Annotated in this window: 21 protein-coding genes and 1 CRISPR repeat array; of the genes, 18 read left to right on the top strand and 3 right to left on the bottom strand. The window is 68.5% G+C overall.

Features of this window, described 5'->3' with window-relative positions; genetic code table 11:
- The first annotated feature begins 1 nt into the window (after position 1).
- The 8 genes from NBT67_RS10945 (at position 2) to NBT67_RS10910 (ending at position 8,957) form a co-directional block, all read left to right on the top strand.
- Positions 2 to 1,771, top strand: coding sequence for an ATP synthase subunit A (locus tag NBT67_RS10945; protein WP_251341757.1), 1,770 nt, complete (start codon positions 2 to 4; stop codon positions 1,769 to 1,771).
- Between the two features lies 1 nt (position 1,772).
- The gene (locus NBT67_RS10940; protein WP_251341756.1) at positions 1,773 to 3,188 is read left to right on the top strand and encodes an ATP synthase subunit B; all 1,416 of its coding nucleotides are present in this window, start codon (positions 1,773 to 1,775) and stop codon (positions 3,186 to 3,188) included.
- 109 nt (positions 3,189 to 3,297) lie between these two features.
- Positions 3,298 to 4,953 carry a bacterio-opsin activator domain-containing protein gene (locus tag NBT67_RS10935; protein ID WP_251341755.1) on the top strand — a complete coding sequence of 552 codons (1,656 nt, stop codon included), beginning with the start codon at positions 3,298 to 3,300 and terminating at the stop codon, positions 4,951 to 4,953.
- Between the two features lie 46 nt (positions 4,954 to 4,999).
- Entirely contained in the window at positions 5,000 to 5,746 is a 747-nt protein-coding gene (locus NBT67_RS10930) for a bacteriorhodopsin (RefSeq protein ID WP_251341754.1), read from the top strand.
- Positions 5,747 to 5,847: 101 nt separating this feature from the next.
- Positions 5,848 to 6,636: a lycopene cyclase domain-containing protein gene (locus NBT67_RS10925; RefSeq protein WP_251341753.1), complete on the top strand. Its 789-nt coding sequence runs from the start codon at positions 5,848 to 5,850 to the stop codon at positions 6,634 to 6,636.
- Between the two features lie 4 nt (positions 6,637 to 6,640).
- A complete protein-coding gene (locus NBT67_RS10920; protein ID WP_251341752.1) occupies positions 6,641 to 7,702 on the top strand; it encodes a Brp/Blh family beta-carotene 15,15'-dioxygenase in 1,062 nt (353 codons plus the stop codon).
- A gap of 34 nt (positions 7,703 to 7,736) precedes the next feature.
- Positions 7,737 to 8,426, top strand: coding sequence for a V-type ATP synthase subunit D (locus tag NBT67_RS10915; RefSeq protein WP_251341751.1), 690 nt, complete (start codon positions 7,737 to 7,739; stop codon positions 8,424 to 8,426).
- Between the two features lie 105 nt (positions 8,427 to 8,531).
- Positions 8,532 to 8,957, top strand: a complete 426-nt coding sequence (locus NBT67_RS10910) for a DUF6276 family protein (RefSeq protein ID WP_251341750.1) — start codon at positions 8,532 to 8,534, stop codon at positions 8,955 to 8,957.
- Here the strand turns inward: NBT67_RS10910 and NBT67_RS10905 are convergent.
- Together NBT67_RS10905 and prf1 are read right to left on the bottom strand one after the other, a co-directional pair.
- Entirely contained in the window at positions 8,954 to 10,180 is a 1,227-nt protein-coding gene (locus NBT67_RS10905) for a glycosyltransferase family 87 protein (protein ID WP_251341749.1), read from the bottom strand. The two genes, NBT67_RS10910 and NBT67_RS10905, sit on opposite strands and share 4 nt — an antisense overlap.
- Positions 10,181 to 10,221: 41 nt before the next feature.
- Complete coding sequence (prf1, locus tag NBT67_RS10900; protein ID WP_251341748.1) at positions 10,222 to 11,466, bottom strand: peptide chain release factor aRF-1; 1,245 nt, start codon at positions 11,464 to 11,466, stop codon at positions 10,222 to 10,224.
- Positions 11,467 to 11,594: 128 nt separating this feature from the next.
- Between prf1 and NBT67_RS10895 the strand changes: the two genes are divergently transcribed.
- From NBT67_RS10895 to NBT67_RS10855, 10 genes are all read left to right on the top strand, one after another.
- Positions 11,595 to 11,837, top strand: coding sequence for a hypothetical protein (locus NBT67_RS10895; RefSeq protein ID WP_251341747.1), 243 nt, complete (start codon positions 11,595 to 11,597; stop codon positions 11,835 to 11,837).
- A 56-nt stretch (positions 11,838 to 11,893) separates the two neighbouring features.
- Positions 11,894 to 12,889, top strand: coding sequence for a P-loop NTPase (locus NBT67_RS10890; protein ID WP_251341746.1), 996 nt, complete (start codon positions 11,894 to 11,896; stop codon positions 12,887 to 12,889).
- Between the two features lie 39 nt (positions 12,890 to 12,928).
- Complete coding sequence (locus NBT67_RS18000) at positions 12,929 to 13,057, top strand: hypothetical protein (protein ID WP_256474636.1); 129 nt, start codon at positions 12,929 to 12,931, stop codon at positions 13,055 to 13,057.
- 126 nt (positions 13,058 to 13,183) lie between these two features.
- A complete protein-coding gene (locus tag NBT67_RS10885; RefSeq protein ID WP_251341745.1) occupies positions 13,184 to 13,894 on the top strand; it encodes a DUF120 domain-containing protein in 711 nt (236 codons plus the stop codon).
- Between the two features lie 2 nt (positions 13,895 to 13,896).
- Positions 13,897 to 14,568: a 3,4-dihydroxy-2-butanone-4-phosphate synthase gene (ribB, locus tag NBT67_RS10880; RefSeq protein ID WP_251341744.1), complete on the top strand. Its 672-nt coding sequence runs from the start codon at positions 13,897 to 13,899 to the stop codon at positions 14,566 to 14,568.
- A 328-nt stretch (positions 14,569 to 14,896) separates the two neighbouring features.
- On the top strand, positions 14,897 to 15,136 hold the full coding sequence (locus NBT67_RS10875; protein ID WP_425498838.1) for an antitoxin VapB family protein: 240 nt from the start codon (positions 14,897 to 14,899) through the stop codon (positions 15,134 to 15,136).
- Positions 15,133 to 15,528, top strand: a complete 396-nt coding sequence (locus NBT67_RS10870) for a PIN domain-containing protein (RefSeq protein WP_251341742.1) — start codon at positions 15,133 to 15,135, stop codon at positions 15,526 to 15,528. Before NBT67_RS10875 ends, NBT67_RS10870 begins: the two co-directional genes overlap by 4 nt.
- A gap of 112 nt (positions 15,529 to 15,640) precedes the next feature.
- Positions 15,641 to 15,856, top strand: coding sequence for an antitoxin VapB family protein (locus NBT67_RS10865; protein ID WP_251341741.1), 216 nt, complete (start codon positions 15,641 to 15,643; stop codon positions 15,854 to 15,856).
- Positions 15,857 to 16,258, top strand: coding sequence for a type II toxin-antitoxin system VapC family toxin (locus tag NBT67_RS10860; RefSeq protein ID WP_251341740.1), 402 nt, complete (start codon positions 15,857 to 15,859; stop codon positions 16,256 to 16,258). It begins immediately after the preceding gene.
- Positions 16,259 to 16,297: 39 nt separating this feature from the next.
- Positions 16,298 to 16,927: a CRISPR direct-repeat array (repeat unit 30 nt; unit sequence GCTTCAACCCCACAAGGGTCCATCTGAAAC).
- Positions 16,928 to 17,169: 242 nt separating this feature from the next.
- Positions 17,170 to 18,117 (top strand): branched-chain amino acid transaminase, encoded by a 948-nt coding sequence (locus NBT67_RS10855; protein ID WP_251341739.1) that lies wholly within the window; start codon positions 17,170 to 17,172, stop codon positions 18,115 to 18,117.
- On the opposite strand, the gene NBT67_RS10850 is transcribed toward NBT67_RS10855, so the two are convergent.
- The gene (locus NBT67_RS10850; protein WP_251341738.1) at positions 18,114 to 18,812 is read right to left on the bottom strand and encodes a DUF502 domain-containing protein; all 699 of its coding nucleotides are present in this window, start codon (positions 18,810 to 18,812) and stop codon (positions 18,114 to 18,116) included. The genes NBT67_RS10855 and NBT67_RS10850 overlap by 4 nt on opposite strands.
- Positions 18,813 to 18,819: the final 7 nt, after the last annotated feature.

Genomic DNA, 18,819 nt, shown 5'->3' with positions numbered 1-18,819 from the left:
CATGAGTCAGGCAGACACGACCGTCCGAGAGGACGGGATCATCGAAAGCGTGAGTGGTCCGGTCGTGACCGCCGTCGATCTCGACGCCCGAATGAACGACGTCGTCTACGTGGGCGACGAAGGGCTGATGGGCGAAGTCATCGAGATCGAGGGCGAGATCACGACCATTCAGGTGTACGAAGAGACCTCGGGCGTCGGCCCCGGCGAACCCGTCGAGAACACGGGCGACCCGCTGACGGTCGACCTGGGGCCGGGGCTGCTGGACACCATCTACGACGGCGTCCAGCGCCCCCTCGACGTCCTCGAGAGCAAGATGAACAGCGCGTTCCTCGACCGCGGGGTCGACGCGCCCGGGATCGACCTCGAGAAGGAGTGGGAGTTCACTCCCGAGGTCGAGGAGGGCGACGAGGTCGGCCGCGGCGACATCATCGGCACCGTCCCCGAGACGGTGACCATCGAGCACAAGGTGCTCGTCCCGCCGGATGCCCTCGACGAGGACGAAACGGCCGAGATCGTCGCCATCGAGTCCGGCGAGTTCACCGTCGACGAGACGGTGGCCGAACTCGACACCGGCGAGGAGATCCGGATGCGCCAGGAGTGGCCGGTGCGCGAGGCGCGCCCCGCCGGCGAGAAGCAGACGCCGACCGAGCCGCTCCTGACGGGCCAGCGGGTGCAGGACGGCCTGTTCCCCATCGCGAAAGGCGGGACGGCGGCGATTCCGGGACCCTTCGGGTCCGGGAAGACCGTCACCCAGCAGCAACTCGCCAAGTGGTCCGACGCGGACATCGTCGTCTACATCGGCTGTGGCGAGCGTGGCAACGAGATGACCGAGGTCATCGAGGACTTCCCGGAACTGCCCGACCCGCAGACCGGGAACCCGCTGATGGCCCGGACGACGCTCATCGCCAACACGTCGAACATGCCCGTCGCGGCCCGGGAGTCCTGCGTCTACACGGGCATCACCATCGCGGAGTACTACCGCGACATGGGCTACGACGTCGCGCTCATGGCCGACTCCACCTCGCGGTGGGCGGAGGCCATGCGCGAGATCAGTTCGCGCCTGGAGGAGATGCCCGGCGAGGAGGGGTATCCGGCGTACCTCGCCGCGCGGCTCTCCCAGTTCTACGAGCGCGCGGGCTACTTCGACAACATCAACGACACCGAGGGGTCCATCTCCGTGGTCGGGGCCGTCTCGCCGCCCGGCGGCGACTTCTCCGAACCGGTGACCCAGAACACCCTGCGCATCGTGAAGTGCTTCTGGGCGCTGGACGCCGACCTGGCCGAGCGCCGACACTTCCCCTCGATCAACTGGAACGAGTCGTACTCCCTGTACCGCGAACAGCTCGACCCGTGGTTCAAGGAGAACGTCGCCGAGGACTGGCCGGACGTGCGCCAGTGGGCGGTGGACGTGCTCGACGAGGAGGGCGAACTCCAGGAGATCGTCCAGCTCGTCGGCAAGGACGCCCTGCCGGAGGACCAGCAGCTCACCCTCGAGGTCGCGCGGTACATCCGCGAGGCGTGGCTCCAGCAGAACGCGTTCCACGACGTGGACACGTACTGCGAGCCCGACAAGACCTACCTGATCCTCACGACGATCAAGACGTTCAACGACGAGGCCTTCGACGCGCTCGAGGCCGGAGTGCCGGTCGAGGAGATCACGGACATCGAGGCGCTGCCGCGCATCAACCGCATCGGCGTCCAGGAGGACTACGAGGAGTACATGGACGAACTGAAAGACGACATCACCGAACAGCTCCGGGAGCTGTACTAACATGAAAGAGTACAAGACGATCACCGAGATCAGCGGCCCGCTGGTGTTCGCCGAGGTCGACAAACCCATCGGCTACGACGAGATGGTCGAAATCGAGACCGCCGATGGCGAGATCCGCCGCGGACAGGTGCTCGAATCCGAGGACGGCCTCGTCGCCATCCAGGTGTTCGAGGGGACCTCGGGCATCGACAAGAACGCGTTCGTCCGGTTCCAGGGCGAGACGCTGAAGATGAAGCTGACCGAGGACCTCCTCGGTCGCGTGCTCTCGGGGTCGGGCGAACCGATCGACGGCGGCCCGGCCATCGAACCCGAGGAGCGCCGCGACATCGTCGGCGCGGCGATCAACCCCTACGCCCGGGAGTACCCCGAGGAGTTCATCCAGACCGGCGTCTCCGCCATCGACGGCATGAACACCCTCGTCCGCGGGCAGAAGCTCCCCATCTTCTCCGGTTCGGGGCTGCCGCACAACGAACTCGCGCTCCAGATCGCGCGACAGGCGAGCGTGCCCGAGGAGGAGGAGGGCGGCGAAGGCTCCGAGTTCGCCGTCATCTTCGGCGCCATGGGCATCACCGCCGAGGAGGCAAACGAGTTCATGGACGACTTCGAGCGCACCGGCGCGCTGGAGCGCTCGGTCGTCTTCATGAACCTCGCGGACGACCCCGCCGTCGAGCGGACGGTCACGCCGCGGATGGCCCTGACGACCGCCGAGTATCTCGCGTTCGACAAGGATTACCACGTGCTGGTGATCCTGACGGACATGACCAACTACTGTGAGGCGCTCCGAGAGATCGGTGCCGCCCGCGAGGAGGTGCCGGGCCGCCGTGGCTACCCCGGCTACATGTACACCGACCTGGCGCAGCTGTACGAACGCGCCGGCCGGATCGAAGGGCGCGAGGGGTCGGTCACGCAGATCCCGATCCTGACGATGCCCGGCGACGACGACACCCACCCGATCCCCGACCTGACGGGCTACATCACGGAGGGGCAGATCTACGTCGACCGCGACCTCAACAGTCAGGGCGTCCAGCCCCCGGTCAACGTGCTCCCCTCGCTCTCCCGCCTCATGGACGACGGGATCGGCGAGGGCCTCACCCGCGCCGACCACGCCGACGTCTCCGACCAGATGTACGCCGCGTACGCGGAGGGCGAGGACCTGCGCGACCTGGTGAACATCGTCGGCCGCGAGGCGCTGTCGGATCGTGACAACAAGTACCTCGACTTCGCCGACGACTTCGAGAGCGAGTTCGTCGACCAGGGCTTCGACACGAACCGCGACATCGACGAGACCCTGAACATCGGCTGGGACCTCCTCTCGAACCTCCCGAAGGAGGAACTCAACCGGATCGACGAAGACCTCATCGAGCAGTACTACGAGGACGCGGCCGAGGACGCGGAAGAAGAGGTCACGGCGGACTGACTCCCCTACCGGTTCCGGGGGCCGCCCGGACCGCCGGATTTTGTTGACGTATCGACACCGCGACGACGCCCGTCCAAACCCATTTGTGCGCTACGTCCTGTGGGAGCGCATGACCGGGGGAGTGCGCTCCGGAGGGGAAGGGACGGTGACGTCGGCGAGCACCGACGGGGTCGACGAGTCGTTGAAGACCCGGGCGATGGACGAGGCACCGGTCGGGATCACCGTCGCCGACGCGTCGCGGCCGGACATGCCGCTGGTGTACGCGAACGCGGCCTTCGAGCGCATCACGGGCTACCCGCCGGCGTACGCCGTCGGGCGGAACTGTCGGTTCCTGCAGGGCGAGGCGACGAGGGACGCCCCGGTCGCCCGCATGCGCGCGGCGATCGAGAGCGACGAGGCGACGACCGTGGAGCTTCGCAACTACCGACGCGACGGGGAGCTGTTCTGGAACGAGGTGACCATCGCGCCGCTCCGCGACGAGGCGGGCGAGGTGACCCACTACGTCGGGTTCCAGCAGGACGTGACCCGGCGCAAGCGCGCGGAGCGGGCCGCCGCCAGACGGGCCGCGCGGATCGAACGGGAGCGGGCCGCACAGGAACTCCTGCTCGAGCGTCTCGACGGCGTCGTCGCCGACGTGACCGGCGCGGTGGCCGAGGCGCGCTCCCGGGAGCAACTCGAACGGGCCGTCGTCGAGGGGCTGGCCACGACCTACGACGGGGCCTGGATCGGCCCCTACGATCCCGCGGACGAGGCGGTCGTCCCCGGGGACGTCGCGGGCGTGGCCGACGACGCCGTTCCCGACCGGGTCCCGGTCGACGGGGACCACGGCGCCCAGGGGGCCGCGGACCTCGGGGGCGTCGCCACCGACGCGGTGGCGGCCGCCGTCGCCGGCGGCGGCGTCCGGATCCGGGCGCTCGACACGGTCGGGGGACCGGCGGCCGCGGTCGGGGTCCCGCTCCAGTACGGCGACGCGACCTACGGCGCCTTCTGTGTCTACGCCCGGACCAACTCCGAGTTCGACGACCACGAGCGTGCCGTGCTGACCGCGCTCGGCCGGACCGTCGCCACGGGCATCAACACCTTGGAGAGCCGGCTGACGCTCCGGGGGACGGCGGTGATCGAACTCCGGTTCACGGTCGTGAACCACCCGCTGGTCGACCTGGCCGAGCGGCTGGACTGCCGGCTGGCGTACGCCGGGAGCGTCGCGGACCGCGACCGGCCGGCCAGCCTGTTCGAACTGTCGGACGCGACGGGGGCGGCGGTGCGCGAGGCGGCCGCGACGACGGAAGTCGAGGTACACGCGGTGCTCACCGAGGGGGAAACGGGCTGTCTGATCGAGCTGTCGGTCGCCGGGGCGGAGCTGTGGACGCTCCTCGCGGACCACGGGGCCGATCTCCGCGACCTGGTCGTCGCCGACGGCACCGCGCGGATCACCGTCGGGGTGGCCCGCGAGTCCCTCGCGCGGTCGCTGGCCGAGGCGCTCACCGAGCGGTTCGCGGACGCGGACCTGGTCGGGTACAGCCACCGCGAGGAGCGGGACGAACCGCGGCAGGCGTTCGTCGCGCGCCTGCGTGAGGATCTGACGGAGCGGCAGTACGCGGCGCTGGTGCGTGCGTACAGCGGCGGCTTCTTCGAGTGGCCCCACGAGACGACCGGCGACGAACTCGCGGCGGGCATGGGCGTCTGCCGGTCGACGTTCCACGAACACCTGCGGGCGGCCCAGCGGAAGGTGTTCGGCGCGCTCCTCGACGAGCGGCCAAACTAGTTGTGGACGACGCTTACACCGATCGCCCCCCGATTTCGGGTGCATCATGCCACAACCCGGTAGCGAAGGAATCTGGCTCTGGATCGGCACGCTCGGCATGTTCCTGGGGATGCTGTACTTCATCGCCAGGGGCTGGGGCGAAACGGACCGACGGCGACAGGAGTTCTACATCGTCACCGTCTTCATCACCGCCATCGCGTTCGTGAACTACCTCGCCATGGCGCTGGGCTTCGGGTTGACGACGATCCAGCTGGGTGGCGAGGAGGTGCCCATCTACTGGGCGCGGTACACGGACTGGTTCTTCACGACGCCGCTCCTGCTGATCGACCTCGGCTTGCTGGCCGGGGCGGACCGGAACCAGCTCTCGGCGCTGGTCGGCCTCGACATGCTGATGATCGGGACTGGCGCCGTCGCGACGCTGTCGGCGGGGCCGGGCGTTCTCACCGCGGGGGCGCGCCGGCTGATCTGGTGGGGCGTCTCGACGGGCTTCCTGCTCGTGCTCCTCTACATGCTGTACGGCTCGCTCGACGAGAGGGCCAGCCGCCTCTCGGGGCCGGCGGCGTCGACGTTCGGCACGCTCCGGACGCTGATCGTCGTCGTCTGGCTGATCTACCCCGTGTGGTGGATCGTCGGCACCGAGGGGTTACAGGTGGTCTCGCTGTACGTCGAGACGGCGGGATTCATGGTGCTCGACCTGGTCGCGAAGGTCGGATTCGGCCTCATCCTCCTGTCGAGTCGAGAGGTGCTCGACGCCGCGGGGTCGGGGACGGCGGCCGCGGAACCGGCCGACTGACCCGGCGGCGTTCCCGCTCGTGATAGCGTGACCCAAGAAGCTATACGGGGCTCCACCCAACCCTCGGCCCGACCCGCTTCGGGTGACGCCGGCAGGCCACGATGACCGGACCAACGTACCTTCAGTTCCACCTCGCCTTCCTGCTCCCGGCCATGATGCTCATGGTCGCGACGGCGTTCGTGAGCCGGACGCGCATCGCCGTCCGGCCGCTCGGGAGCGGCCGACGGTACTGGGTCGGCGTCGCCATCGTCACCGTCGTCGCCCTCGTGTACACGACGCCGTGGGACAACTACCTCATCGCGACGGGCGTGTGGTCCTACGGCGAGGGGAGCACGCTCGCGACGCTCGGCCACGCTCCGGTCGAGGAGTACCTGTTCATCCTGATCCAGCCGTGGCTGACGGCGCTGTGGCTCTCGCATCTGTCGCTGCCGGCCGCGTGGCCGACCGGCGTGGGATCGATCCGCGGCCGACTGGGCGCCGTGGCTGTCGCCGCCGGCATCGGCGTCGGCGGGTGGCACCTGCTCGGGACGCCGTCGACGTTCTACCTCGGGGCGATCCTGGCCTGGGCGGCGCCGGTGCTCGCCCTCCAGTGGGCCGTCGGCGCGCCGCAGCTGTGGGCACACCGCCGACTCGTCGCGCTCGGCGTCCTCGTCCCGACGACGTACCTGTGTGTCGCCGACCGGGTCGCCATCGAGTACGGCATCTGGATCCTCTCGGATCGGTACACCACCGGCCTCGCGGTCGCTGGCCTCCCCGTCGAGGAGGCGCTCTTTTTCCTCGTGACCAACTGCTTCGTGGTACAGGGACTGGTGCTCTACCGGTGGGTGATGGATCGGTACGGGGCGGCGGAGTCGGAGCCTCGGGGAGCGGACGCCGGCGCCGGATCGTGAGACGATGGGGGGGACACACCGGACTCGCGACCGGGCGCCCGCGACGCTCATGCTCGCGGTCGGCTGTCGCCCCGCCTGGGTCGTCGTCTCGGCGCTGCTTCTGGGCACCGCCGTCGCGACAGCGGCGGGGGCGACGGCGACGCTCCCGCGGTGGCTTCGCTATCTCCCGCTGGCCGCGAGCCTCCTCGTGTTCGGGTTGCCACACGGCGCCGTCGACCACCTGGCGCCGGCGCGGGCCGCCGGCCGGCGTCCGACGCCCCGGACGATGGCGCTCGTCGGCCTCGCGTACCTCCTGCTCGGCGGCGTCTACGCCGCGCTGTGGGCCGTCGCGCCGGTCGTCGCGGCGGCGCTGTTCGTCGGCCTGACGTGGCTCCACTGGGGACAGGGCGACCTTTATGCCCTCGACGCGCTGGGGAGTCCGCACCTGGACGGCGTGGGCGTGCGCGCGGGGACGGTACTCGTCCGGGGCGGTCTGCCGATGCTGGTGCCGATGCTCCGCTTCCCGGAGCGGTACCGGGCGGTGATCGACGCGTGGGTGGCGCTGTTCGGCCGGGAACTCGGCGCGGCGTGGATGGTCGCGCCCGACGCGCGGGCGGGCCTGGGGGTCGGGTTCGCGACCCTGACCCTCGGGACTCTCATCGCGGGCTACCGTCGCGACGGCGGGCGAGCCTGGCGTCGCGACGCCGGCGAGACGCTGTTGCTGTGGGCGTACTTCCTCGTCGTCCCGCCGCTGGTCGCCGTGGGGGTGTACTTCTGCGTGTGGCACTCGCTACGGCACGTGGTTCGACTGGTGGGCGTCGACGAGGGCGCGCGAGGGGCGCTGGCGGCCGCCGGCCCGGTCGCGGCGCTCCTGTGGACGGGGCGCGAGGCGGTCCCGTTGACCGCCGTGTCGGTCCTCCTGCTCGTCGGCGTCTGGGTCGTCGCCGGGGTGGGGACCGCGCCCGCGACGCTGGCGGCGCTGTATCTGGTGTTCGTCGCCGTCCTGACGCTCCCGCACGTCGTCGTGGTGACCTGGATGGATCGGGTAGAGCGGATGGCGCTGGGCCGGCGGGCCGCCGAACAGTAAAAGGATAAGGGGCTCGGTCCACAACTCCCCGGCAATGGCCGAGGACGTCAAACCCACTCGCAAGAACCTCATGGCGATAGAGGACCGGATCGAACTCTCCGAGCGGGGGCACGACACGCTGGAGCAAAAGCGGGACGGCCTCATCATGGAGTTCATGGACATCCTGGATCAGGCCCAGGACATCCGTGCGGACCTCGACGAGAACTACGAGACCGCACAGCGAAAGATCAACATGGCGCGGGCGATGGAGGGGGACGTCGCGGTCCGCGGCGCCGCCGCCGCGCTCAAGGAACACCCGGAGATCACGACCCAGTCGAAGAACATCATGGGTGTGGTCGTGCCACAGATCGAGTCCTCGCGCGTGAGAAAGAGCCTCGACCAGCGGGGCTACGGCCTGCTGGGCTCCTCGGCCCGCATCGACGAGGCGGCCGACGCCTACGAGGAACTCCTCGAATCCATCATCCTCGCGGCCGAGGTAGAGACGGCGATGAAGAAGATGCTCACCGAAATCGAGACCACCAAGCGCCGCGTCAACGCCCTCGAGTTCAAACTCCTGCCCGACCTCCGCGAGAACAAGGAGTACATCGAGCAGAAACTGGAGGAACAGGAGCGCGAGGAGATTTTCCGACTGAAGAAGATCAAAGCGAAGAAGGAAGAAGAGGAGAAGGCCGAGGCGGCCGCCGAATCCGAGAGCGGCCTCGAAGTCGTCGAGGCCGACGACTGACGCCACCGTCGAACGCGAGTCTCGGACTCCCCCGAGACGGACGACCGGCGACGGACGCCACCACGAGGGCGCCCTTTTTCAGTCCGCACCGCGGAGCGTCGAGTCATGAGCAACGACCACGGGACGAACGACGCGGGCGGGCCGACGACGTGTCCGGCCTGTGGCGGCGACGTCGTCCGGTTTCCTGTCCCGCCGGCCCTGCGGCGGTACGCGCCCGACGCGGGCGCGGCGGCGGTCTGTGTCGTCTGTCTTCGCACCCACGCGGCGAGCGAGGCGCCGTCGGAGCCGACCTTCGAGTCGATCCACCCCGCGTTCCCGACCGGCGAGGCGGGCGCGGCGTTCGCACTGACGCTCGGCCTGCTGGACTCCCTGGCCCTCCGGCGCGACGCCGTCGACGACTGCTGTGCCCACGCCGAGCGGGCGGGCGCCGACGTGCTGTTGACGCTCGACCGACTGGCGGACGCCGAGGGGATCGAGCCCCACGTCGACCTCGACCGTCGCCGCCGCCAGTTGGCGGAACTGCTCCGCTAGTCCCCGCGCCGCCGCGCGGCCGACGCGAGCGACCGGACGGCGACGGGGCCGCCGGCGCGGGCGACGCGGACGGCCGCGAGGCCGACGAGGAGGAGGTTCCCCCAGAGGCCGGGCTGGATGAGGATGCCGGGCACCCACTCGGGCGCCAGCCGGCCGGCCGTCCGGAGGCCGTAAGAGTGGCCGTGGAGGAGCAGAAGGCCGACGAGCGGGAGCGCCGGGTAGCCGTCCGGGCGGTCGAGTTCGGCGGCCACGAGCAGGAGGACGGCCGGAATCGCGGCGACGAAGTAGTAGGCGTAGGTCAGCGGTGCGAGCAGGGGAACGGCGGCGAAGCCGAGCGCGGTGGTCTCCCGGACGGCTTCGGCCGGCGCCCGGAGGACGCCGACGGCGATGGCGAGGCTCCCGAGGACGCGAACCAGGAGCGCGTGGGGGACGTCGTACAGCGGGCGGTAGTAAGGCGGGAGCCAGACGCGGGGCGAGCGGGCGGTGCTGCCCTCCCGAACTCCCCACGCGAGGACGTCGAGGAAGGTTCGATGGGCGTCGACGCCGAAGGCGACCAGGGAGAGCGCGAGGAGGGCGAGGCCGCCGAGGACGGCGCCGACGAACCGGTCACGGTCGCCGAGCAGGTGGGCGCCGGCGGGGGCGTAGGGGAGTTTGACGACGCCGACGGCGGCGGTGAGGGCGCCGCTGAGAGACGGGCGACCGCGGAGCGACGCGGACGCCGCGAAGGTGAGAAGCGCACCCAGCGCGGCCGCGGTCTGGCCGAGTTTCATCGAGAGCAACACGGGCTGGAAGCCGACGACCAGCGGGAGGACGGCCAGGCGCTCCCACGGCCGCAGGGAGACGCCGAGGGCGGTGGCGAGCCGCTGGACGGCGACCCAGAGGAGTGCGACGGTGCAGGCCGTCCACAGGAGGACGGCGGGCCGGAAGGGGAGGGCGAGGAGGAAGGGGGCGAACGCGAGGAGGGCGACGGGCGGGTAGAGGTAGCTCCCGTGGTAGCCGCCGTTCTCGTTTTGCAGGTAGAGCGGCTCGCCGGCGGTCCAACGGTCGACGGCGCTGGAGTAGGCGCCGAAGTCCCAGAAGCCGAAGCGAGGGGCGACGTCGATCGATCGGAGATACCAGTCGGCCACGGGGTAGGTGGCGAGGGCGGCGATGACGAGGAGGGCGAGGGCGACGAACAGGGGGCGGTCGTCGCGACGCGCGAGCAGACGGCGGAGGAGGGACATTCGGTCGGACCTGGACCCGCACTCAGCAAAAAGGTGGCCGATTAGATGCCCGTCGAGTAACGCAGGATGCCGGCGATGCCGCCGAAGGCGTCGTAGAGCTGTTCCCCCTTCTCGAAGTCCGTGCTGATGAACTTCGTCTCGGTGCCGCGCTGTTCGGCGATGGCCATCAGGTGTTCGATGACGTCCTCGCGCTCTTTCACCTCGGCCTCGCTCCCGTCGGAACACTCGTGGTCGGGCGTCGAGTGGCGGCGGTCGATCACCTCGAACTCCTCGGTGCCGTCGCAGTCGTACACCACCACGTCCTTCCGGAGGTCCTCGCTGATGAGCAGGCGGTCGACGGCGCCCATCACGAGGTTGCGGCGGGTCTGCTCGAAGCCGTAGGTGGCCAGGTCGCCGGTGTGGAGGTTCTCGAAGAACTCCTCCATCTGCGTTTTGTCCTTCATCACCTCCTGATCGGCGAGGACGTCCTGCGCGGCGTCGACGAGGTCGTGGAGTCCCGACTCGTCGGTGTAGGCGACGTCGAACTTGCCGACCACGAGGTCCCCCAGTTCGTGGTGGAGGTAGTCGCCGTCGAGGAACTCGTCTTTCGTCGGCGAGGGGCCGCCGACGAGGATGCCGTCCAGGTCGTGGCGCTCGGGGACGAACAGGTCGTTGGCCATCTCGGCGACCTCCTGGTAGAAGTTGTCGATGGCCTCCAGACGCAGGCGGGCGAACCGCTGGGCCGACTGGCCACCCTTCCGCTGCTTGCCGGGGACGAGCGAGGAGGCGGACTTGACCGGTTCGACGCGCTTGCCCTTCAGCCAGCCGACGTTCGCCTCGCGCCGGTCGAGGACGATCAGGCCGAACAGACCCTTGTCCGTGAGCATCCCCTCCAGGGGTTCGGTGAGGAAATCGGAGTCGCAGTGGTAGCGGAACGACTGGATGGGGTCCGGCGGGCTCTCCAGGACCTTCGTCACCATCTCGGTCTGGCCGCCGCCGGAGTCGACGGCGCCGCTGAAGATCACCATGCCGTTGTCGGGCGGGTAGGTGTCGTAGTAGCGGAGGCGGTCCTTGATGCTCGTCAACGCGTCCTGGACGTTCGTCCGGGTCTGCTTGGACTTGATGTTGCTCGCCTCGCTGTGTTCCTGCGTGACGTGGGCGACGACGTCCGAGATCTGCTTGTCCGGCGGGATGTAGATAGTGACGAGTTGGGTGCCGGAGCCCTCGTACTCCCGCAGGTCCTCGATGACCTTCTGGAACTCGTATTTCCGACGGTCGTCGTCGGCATCCTGCGTGTCGGTACTCATTGGCGAATCTAGCGCCGGCCGCGGTGAAGTAACCTTTGACTGGAGCGTGACCGGCATCACGACCCGCCGATCACCGCCCGGGGGCCGGAGACCGCAACCGTTATGTTGTTTTAGGCTGGCCTAAAAACATGGCCGACGACACCGTGCGACACGACGGATCGGAGGGGACGGAGACGGCAGGCCGGGAAGCACCGATGCGGGCTCGTGCGTGGATCGTGGCGTCGAAGTTCTGCGAACCGGCGGACTACGGCGTTCCCGAACTGCCGACGTGGGCGGTCTCGCGTCCCGACGGGGGCGGCGTGGCGTTCGCGGAGACGGAAGGTGACGTGCCGTTCATCCGAGCCGACAGCCCGGCCCGAGTGCGGCGGTGAGCGTGTGGAGCGGGGAGTAAAGTTATATGCCAGTCGGCGGAGGTTCCTGACGACCTATGAGCCGGGTGTACGCGGTCGCCAGTGGGAAAGGCGGCGTCGGCAAGACCACCACGGTTGCCAACCTCGGTGCCGTCCTCGCCGAGGCGGGCCACGAGACGGTCGCCGTGGACGTCGACCTCGGGATGGGGAACCTGGCGGGCGTCCTCGGGGTGGACGTCGACGCCGGCCCGACCGTCAACGACGTCCTCGCGGGGACGGCGACGATCACGGCGGCCGTCCGCGAGGGCCCAGTCGGCCTGTCGGTACTCCCGGCGTCGACGGACCTCGACGACTTCGGGCGGGGCGACCCAGACGGCCTCTCGACGCTCCTCGACGGCCTCGACGCGGACGTCGTCCTGCTCGACACCTCCGCGGGGCTGAGTCACGACAGCGTCGAACCCCTCCGGGTGGCCGACGAGGTGATTCTGGTGTCGACGGCCGAACCCGGCGCGCTGGGCGACACGGCGAAGACGCGCGAGGTGGCCGACCGGTTCGGAACGCCCGTGTGGGGCGCGGTGGTGACGCGAGCGACGACGGACGGCGACGGGGAACGCGCCGCCGACCGCTCGCGGACCGACGGCGTGGCGGCCGTCGCCGACCGCCTCGGCGTCACCGTCCGCGGATCGATCCCCGAGGACCCGGCGGTGGCGGCCGCAGCAGCGGCCGGCGACCCCCTGGTCGTCGCCGCCCCCGACGCACCCGCGACCGGTGCCTACCGCCGACTCGCGGCCGAGTTGCTCGACGACGACGCGCTCGCGCCGACGGCCGACGAGCCGACGGCCGACGAGCCGACACACGACGCGGACGGCGTCGTCGTCGCCGACGCCGAGGAGACGGCCCGCGAGTCGGCGGAAGCAACCGAAACCGAGGAGGGAACGCCGGACGACGGCTCCGTCACGCTCGACGATGCGGACGACGGAACCGACGACGACACGGACGACGACACGGAGGCGGACCGCGAGGACGAAGCGGGGAGCGAGCGCTCCGGGTTCCTCCGCTGGCTCCTGGGCTGAAGGGGTTGTTTTTTGGGGACGCCACGACGACGGGTAGGTATGCAAGAGTCGAACGCGATTCCACTCTGGTGGGTACTGCTGTTTCTGTTGCTCGCTCTCGGTATCGGCGCGTTCGCGGTGTCGGCCGTCGGCGGGTCGCTGATCGCCGGCGTCGCCCTGCCGGCGTGACCGAGAACGGACCGCGTCGCCCGGAAGGCGAGCGACCGCCGTGACCCGCCCGACGACACTCCATCACGATTTCGAGATGCATACCGTATTCGGTATGCTTATACGCGGCGAGTAACAAGCCCGGGTATGGCAGAGAGCGCAGCGGCGTCGTCGGTCGGGCACGACGAACTCGCCGCCCTGAAGCGGATCGGACTCGACGGGGGCCTCTCGGGGCGGACGAAGGTCTCGTGTTCCGGCCTGGCCGATCGCCTCGGCACGTCGGCCCAGACGGCCTCTCGACGACTCCAGCGGCTGGACGACGCCGGCCTCCTCGACCGGGAGGTGCTGGCGGACGGGCAGTTCGTCGCCCTCACCGACGACGGGGCGGCGGCGCTCAGGCGCGAGTACGCCGACTACCGGCGGCTGTTCGAGGACGAGGCGGCACTCTCCCTCGACGGCACCGTCACGAGCGGCATGGGCGAGGGGCGTCACTACATCTCGCTGTCCGGCTACATGACGCAGTTCCGCGAGCGCCTGGGCTACGAGCCGTTCCCCGGGACGCTCAACGTCGAACTGACTCCCGAAAGCGTCCGGGCCCGCGGGGAGATGGACGCCCTCGAAACCGGCGCGACGCCCATCGACGGGTGGGAGGACGACGAGCGCACCTTCGGACCGGCGACGTGTTACGCGGCTCGGGTCGAGGTCGACGGCGAGTCGTACGACGGCGCCCACGTCATCGTCCCGGACCGCACCCACCACGACGCCACCCAGCTCGAACTCATCGCTCCGGACAAACTCCGGGACGCACTCGACCTCTCGGACGGGGACCGCCTGACGGTTCACCTGGGGGACGCGTGACGATGCGGGGCCGGAGCGAGGCGGTCGGCGCGCTCGACCGGGTCGTCGCCGCCTTCCGCGACGGCGACCCGGTGCTCGTTCACGACGCCGACGACCGCGAGGGAGAGACCGACCTCCTCTATCCCGCGAGCGCGGTGACGCCGGCGGCCGTCGGACGCCTGCGCAACGACGGCGGCGGCCTCGTCTTCGTCGCCCTCACCGACGCCGTCGCCGAGCGGTTCGACCTGCCCTTCCTCCACGAGGAACTCGACCACCCAGCGAACGACCACACCGACCTGGGGTACGACGCCCATCCGTCGTTCTCGCTGACGGTCAACCATCGCGACGGCTTCACCGGCGTGACCGACGACGACCGGGCGCTGACCATCCGCCGTCTCGGCGAGGTGAGCGGGGACGACGACTACGGCGTCGACGACTTCGCGGCGGAGTTCCGGACGCCGGGCCACGTCCACCTCCTCCGGGCGGCACCGGGACTCCTGAGCGAGCGCCGCGGCCATACGGAACTGGGGCTGGCGCTGGCCCGCGAGGCCGGCGTCGCCCCTGCGGTCGCCGGCTGTGAGATGCTCGACGACGACACCGGCGGGGCGCTCTCGACGGCCGACGCGCGGACGTACGCCCGACGACACGACGTGCCGTTCGTGGAGGGGGCGGCGCTGGTCGAGGCGCTGGCGTGAGGGCGGGGCGCTCGCGCCGAATCGGGCACCGCCGCCAACGCCCGCCCGAAACGTCGTATCTGGATCACCCGATCGTCGTTGTCGGAGGGCAACCTCACGAGGGTGCCGTCTGAAACCGGAGACATCGTCGACGAGGAGCGTCCCTCAGGTGCGCCGGGGGTCGTGGTCCGTCGCTGGTCTGTGACGGGGGCAGGTGGAACGATCCGGAGACGTTTCCCGATCACCGTCGGGGGACGTTTTCTCCGGTGGCGCAGGATCGAGAGCGCCAGAAAGTCGACTGGCCCGAAGCCCAACGACTAAGCCGTGTCAACGCCAACGTCAACGTAAGATGTCAACCGCTGACGAACAGATTCGAGTGAGCGACACGGTGAAGCGAGAACTGGACCGTCGGCGGAGGGAGGGGGAGAGCTACAACGACGTGCTACGGCGTATGCTCGAAGACGACCGCGACCTGCTCGCCGGGTTTGGTCGGTGGTCAGACGAACACGCCGACCGCGTCCGAGACGCCCGCGAGAAATCCACGCAGAAGTCGAAAGAGCGGACTCGTCGGCTGGCGGATGACGGATGAAAGTACTCGACGCGACGTTTCTCATCGACTACCTGAACGGTGTTGACGCCACCGCCGAGTACCTGCTTTCCAACGAAAACGACCGGTTCATCCTTCCAGCACCGGCCTACGCTGAAGTCCTCGTCGGAGAAGGGAACGACCCGGACGGCGATGTGGCTGAGGCGAAAGCCGACCTCTCTTGGGGAGAAGTCTACGAGACGGGGACGGAGACGTCGGAGGTTGCCGGGGTGATCGCCGACGAAATCGGGCCACAGGGACCGTTTCTCGCGGGGGCGGATGGCCTTATCGCCGCCGTCGGCCGAGAACTGAACGCGCCTGTCGTCTCGTCGGACCGCGACCTCACACATCCCAAGACGAAGCGGGTCGTCGACATCGACGAGTACCGAAACTAACCGCTTCAATCCCACAAGGGTCCATCTGAAACGCGCAACAGCGCGGGATCGAGAAAGTCGACTGGCTCTGACCACCGAAACCCATACACTCCTTCGTACACACTGTATACACATGAGCACGATACGAGTCACCGACGACGTGAAAGAGCGGCTTCGAGACCTGAAGCGGGACGACGAGAGTTTCAACGACCTACTGGACCGACTCAGCCGGAGCGAGAAAGACGTCGAAGCGATAGCCGAGTCACTTCCGCCTGTCGACGAGGAAGATATCGAGCAGATGGACGAAGACCGCGAACGACTGAACGAATCGCTGGAGAACCGCCGGTAGATGATCGTTCTTGACAGAGACGTTCTGGTGAAACTCCGAAACTCCGAGAAATCGGTGGTTCAGCATCTCAAGCAGTACCGAACCGACGAATGGACCATTCCATCTCACGTCGCTTGGGAATCGTTTCAGCGCCACGGCAGCCGGAGCGACATGCTCAGGGAACACCAACACCTCCGGTCGAGTCTCGACCGGATACTTCCGTTCACCGCTGACACCGCGCTCGAAGCCGCCTATCTCGACGAAAAACTTCAGTCCCAAGGCGTGAAGCTCGATCCCGTGGACCTCCTGAATCTGGCCACGGCACACGAGGCCGGCGGCACGTTCGTCACCCACAACAAGAACGACTTCGACAAAGCACCCCTCCGCGAGATCGCCGACGTGGACGTCGTTCTCACTTCCTGACGCTCATACGCTGTCCATCCCACGCCGAGAACGGCGTTTGCTTCAACCCCACAAGGGTCCATCTGAAACGGTTGCGCACCTGAAGGGCCACACCGTCCTCCGGCTGGCTTCAACCCCACAAGGGTCCATCTGAAACGATCGACGCGCTGGGGGACCTGTACGACCTGCGACGCGCTTCAACCCCACAAGGGTCCATCTGAAACGCTCGACCAGTTCCGAGACGTCGTCGGTAGTCCGTGGCTTCAATCCCACAAGGGTCCATCTGAAACGCGGTGACTCCGGTGATCGTTACTCCCGCGACTGCTGCTTCAACCCCACAAGGGTCCATCTGAAACAGCGTGAGCGGTTGTCAGGTGCGGGGCCATCTCCTTGCTTCAACCCCACAAGGGTCCATCTGAAACCGGATGGCGGCAGTCCGGACGGAAACCAGCCGGTCCAAGCTTCAACCCCACAAGGGTCCATCTGAAACCCGACGGACTTCGTCGGTCGCGTTAGCGGCGACGTAGCTTCAACCCCACAAGGGTCCATCTGAAACGCGGCCACGGAGCCGGTTGCGCTGGTGCTGAGGACGTTGCTTCAACCCCACAAGGGTCCATCTGAAACACGATCCTTGTCGGCGTCTTGGTCGTCTTTGAGTCCGCTTCAACCCCACAAGGGTCCATCTGAAACCATGCCCGAACCGGCGGGCTCACGCCCACCTCACACCCGATTCCACTTCACTATTTCCGTGGACCCGCAATCCACCCCGAACCCCCAGGGGTCGACGGAGCGGTCGGCGTCGAGGAACGCGGCACGGAAACTGTTAAGACCGGATTGGGCCAAATTACACCAACTCATGTCGCTCGATACGACGACTTCTCGCGACGCGATCCGGCCGAGAAGCGCACGCCTACGCTCGGAGGGTGCGTGAGATGGGTTTCGAAGAGATGCGCGAGGCCGGCGACGTCGACACGGTCTGGATGGACGGCGAGTTCGTCGACTGGGACGACGCCGAGGTGCACGTCCTCACCCACGGACTCCACTACGGGACGGGGATCTTCGAGGGCGTCCGCTGTTACGACACCGAGGAGGGTCCCGCAATCTTCCGCTGGGAGGAGCATCTGGACCGCTTCTACCAGTCGGGCAAGCCCTACAACCTCGACATCCCCTTCGAGCGCGAGGAACTCACCGAGGCGACGACCGAGCTCATCCGCCGGCAGGAGCTTCCGTCCTGTTACATCCGCCCCGTCGCGTACTACGGCTACGACATGCTGGGGTTGAGTCCGGAGACCTGCCCCGAACGGGTCGCCATCGCCGTCTGGCCCTGGGGCGCCTACCTCGGTGAGGACGCTCTGGAGGAGGGCGTCGAGGTCACCGTCTCCTCGTGGCGCAAGTACGCCTCCTCGCAGATCCCGACCAACGCCAAGACGACGGGGCCGTACGTCAACAGCGTGCTGGCGAGTCTGGAGGCGAAACGCGAGGGGTACACCGAGGCGCTCCTGCTCAACGAGGAGGGGAACGTCGCCGAGGGGCCGGGCGAGAACCTGTTTCTCGTCCGGGACGGCGAGATTTACACCCCCGGACTGGCCGAGGGGATCCTCGACGGCATCACCCGAAACACGGTCATCACGCTCGCACGCGAGCAGGGGTACACCGTCCACGACGACGCGACGATCAGCCGTGGCGAACTCAACACCGCCGACGAACTCTTCTTCTCCGGCACCGCGGCGGAGGTCACGCCGATCCGCAAGGTGGACAACGTCGTCGTCGGCGAGGGGACTCGCGGCCCGGTGACGACCGACATCCAGCAGGCCTTCTTCGACCTAGTTGAGCGGCGCACCGACGACCACGAGGACTGGTTCACGTACGTCGACGTCTAGTCGTTCGCGCCGCCGTCAGTTCCCGAGGAGCGTGACTCCTCGCCGTCAGTTCCCGAGGAGCGTGACTCCTCGCCGTCAGTTCCCGAGGAGCGTGACTCCTCGCCGTCGTTCACCGCGTCCTCGACGGCGATTTCGATGCCCTTCGCGTGTTCGTCCTCCGCGAACCCGGCGCTGAGGATGCGCGTCAGGGCTTCCTCGACGCTCTCGCCGGTCTCCTCGATGCGCTCGGGGGCCACCTCGATGACGAAGCCGGTGGTGATGTTGGGCGCGGTGGGCATGAACAGCACCTCCTTGCCGTCGGCCGTCGTCTGCCCAGTCTTGAAGGCGGTCATGTTGATGCCGGGCCACGTCTCCAGGCGCACCGGTTTCTGGAGGTCCTCGGTGCCGGTGAGCGCCGTCTCGACGGCGAGTTTCGAGGCGTTGTACAGCACCCGAATGAGGGGGACGTGGTTCATCGCGCTGTCGAGGCCGCGCTCGAACAGCCGACCGACCGTCGTCCGCATCAGGTAGCCGACCGACAGCACCAGCATGGCGAACACCACGATGGCGACGGGCACGCCGTAGTACGGGGGGAGCGTGTCGACGACGGGGAGGTCCGCCACCTTCGAGTACAGCCAGTTGAGGACGAACAGGATCACGAGGATGGGCACGAGAACCACGAGTCCGCTGGCCACGTCGCGTCTCCACGAGGACATTACCGGG

It is taken from the genome of Haloplanus sp. GDY1 (assembly GCF_023703775.1).
Lineage (GTDB): Archaea > Halobacteriota > Halobacteria > Halobacteriales > Haloferacaceae > Haloplanus > Haloplanus halophilus.
This window is presented reverse-complemented; position numbering and strand designations above follow the sequence as displayed.

Excerpts from the sequence above, each read along its gene's own strand:
- NBT67_RS10945 (WP_251341757.1), top strand. The coding sequence starts at position 2 with ATGAGTCAGGCAGACACGACCGTCCGAGAGGACGGGATCATCGAAAGC.
- NBT67_RS10940 (WP_251341756.1), top strand. The coding sequence starts at position 1,773 with ATGAAAGAGTACAAGACGATCACCGAGATCAGCGGCCCGCTGGTGTTC.
- NBT67_RS10935 (WP_251341755.1), top strand. The coding sequence starts at position 3,298 with ATGACCGGGGGAGTGCGCTCCGGAGGGGAAGGGACGGTGACGTCGGCG.
- NBT67_RS10930 (WP_251341754.1), top strand. The coding sequence starts at position 5,000 with ATGCCACAACCCGGTAGCGAAGGAATCTGGCTCTGGATCGGCACGCTC.
- NBT67_RS10925 (WP_251341753.1), top strand. The coding sequence starts at position 5,848 with ATGACCGGACCAACGTACCTTCAGTTCCACCTCGCCTTCCTGCTCCCG.
- NBT67_RS10920 (WP_251341752.1), top strand. The coding sequence starts at position 6,641 with ATGGGGGGGACACACCGGACTCGCGACCGGGCGCCCGCGACGCTCATG.
- NBT67_RS10915 (WP_251341751.1), top strand. The coding sequence starts at position 7,737 with ATGGCCGAGGACGTCAAACCCACTCGCAAGAACCTCATGGCGATAGAG.
- NBT67_RS10910 (WP_251341750.1), top strand. The coding sequence starts at position 8,532 with ATGAGCAACGACCACGGGACGAACGACGCGGGCGGGCCGACGACGTGT.
- NBT67_RS10905 (WP_251341749.1), bottom strand. The coding sequence starts at position 10,180 with ATGTCCCTCCTCCGCCGTCTGCTCGCGCGTCGCGACGACCGCCCCCTG.
- prf1 (WP_251341748.1), bottom strand. The coding sequence starts at position 11,466 with ATGAGTACCGACACGCAGGATGCCGACGACGACCGTCGGAAATACGAG.
- NBT67_RS10895 (WP_251341747.1), top strand. The coding sequence starts at position 11,595 with ATGGCCGACGACACCGTGCGACACGACGGATCGGAGGGGACGGAGACG.
- NBT67_RS10890 (WP_251341746.1), top strand. The coding sequence starts at position 11,894 with ATGAGCCGGGTGTACGCGGTCGCCAGTGGGAAAGGCGGCGTCGGCAAG.
- NBT67_RS18000 (WP_256474636.1), top strand. The coding sequence starts at position 12,929 with ATGCAAGAGTCGAACGCGATTCCACTCTGGTGGGTACTGCTGTTTCTG.
- NBT67_RS10885 (WP_251341745.1), top strand. The coding sequence starts at position 13,184 with ATGGCAGAGAGCGCAGCGGCGTCGTCGGTCGGGCACGACGAACTCGCC.
- ribB (WP_251341744.1), top strand. The coding sequence starts at position 13,897 with ATGCGGGGCCGGAGCGAGGCGGTCGGCGCGCTCGACCGGGTCGTCGCC.
- NBT67_RS10875 (WP_425498838.1), top strand. The coding sequence starts at position 14,897 with ATGTCAACCGCTGACGAACAGATTCGAGTGAGCGACACGGTGAAGCGA.
- NBT67_RS10870 (WP_251341742.1), top strand. The coding sequence starts at position 15,133 with ATGAAAGTACTCGACGCGACGTTTCTCATCGACTACCTGAACGGTGTT.
- NBT67_RS10865 (WP_251341741.1), top strand. The coding sequence starts at position 15,641 with ATGAGCACGATACGAGTCACCGACGACGTGAAAGAGCGGCTTCGAGAC.
- NBT67_RS10860 (WP_251341740.1), top strand. The coding sequence starts at position 15,857 with ATGATCGTTCTTGACAGAGACGTTCTGGTGAAACTCCGAAACTCCGAG.
- NBT67_RS10855 (WP_251341739.1), top strand. The coding sequence starts at position 17,170 with ATGGGTTTCGAAGAGATGCGCGAGGCCGGCGACGTCGACACGGTCTGG.
- NBT67_RS10850 (WP_251341738.1), bottom strand. The coding sequence starts at position 18,812 with ATGTCCTCGTGGAGACGCGACGTGGCCAGCGGACTCGTGGTTCTCGTG.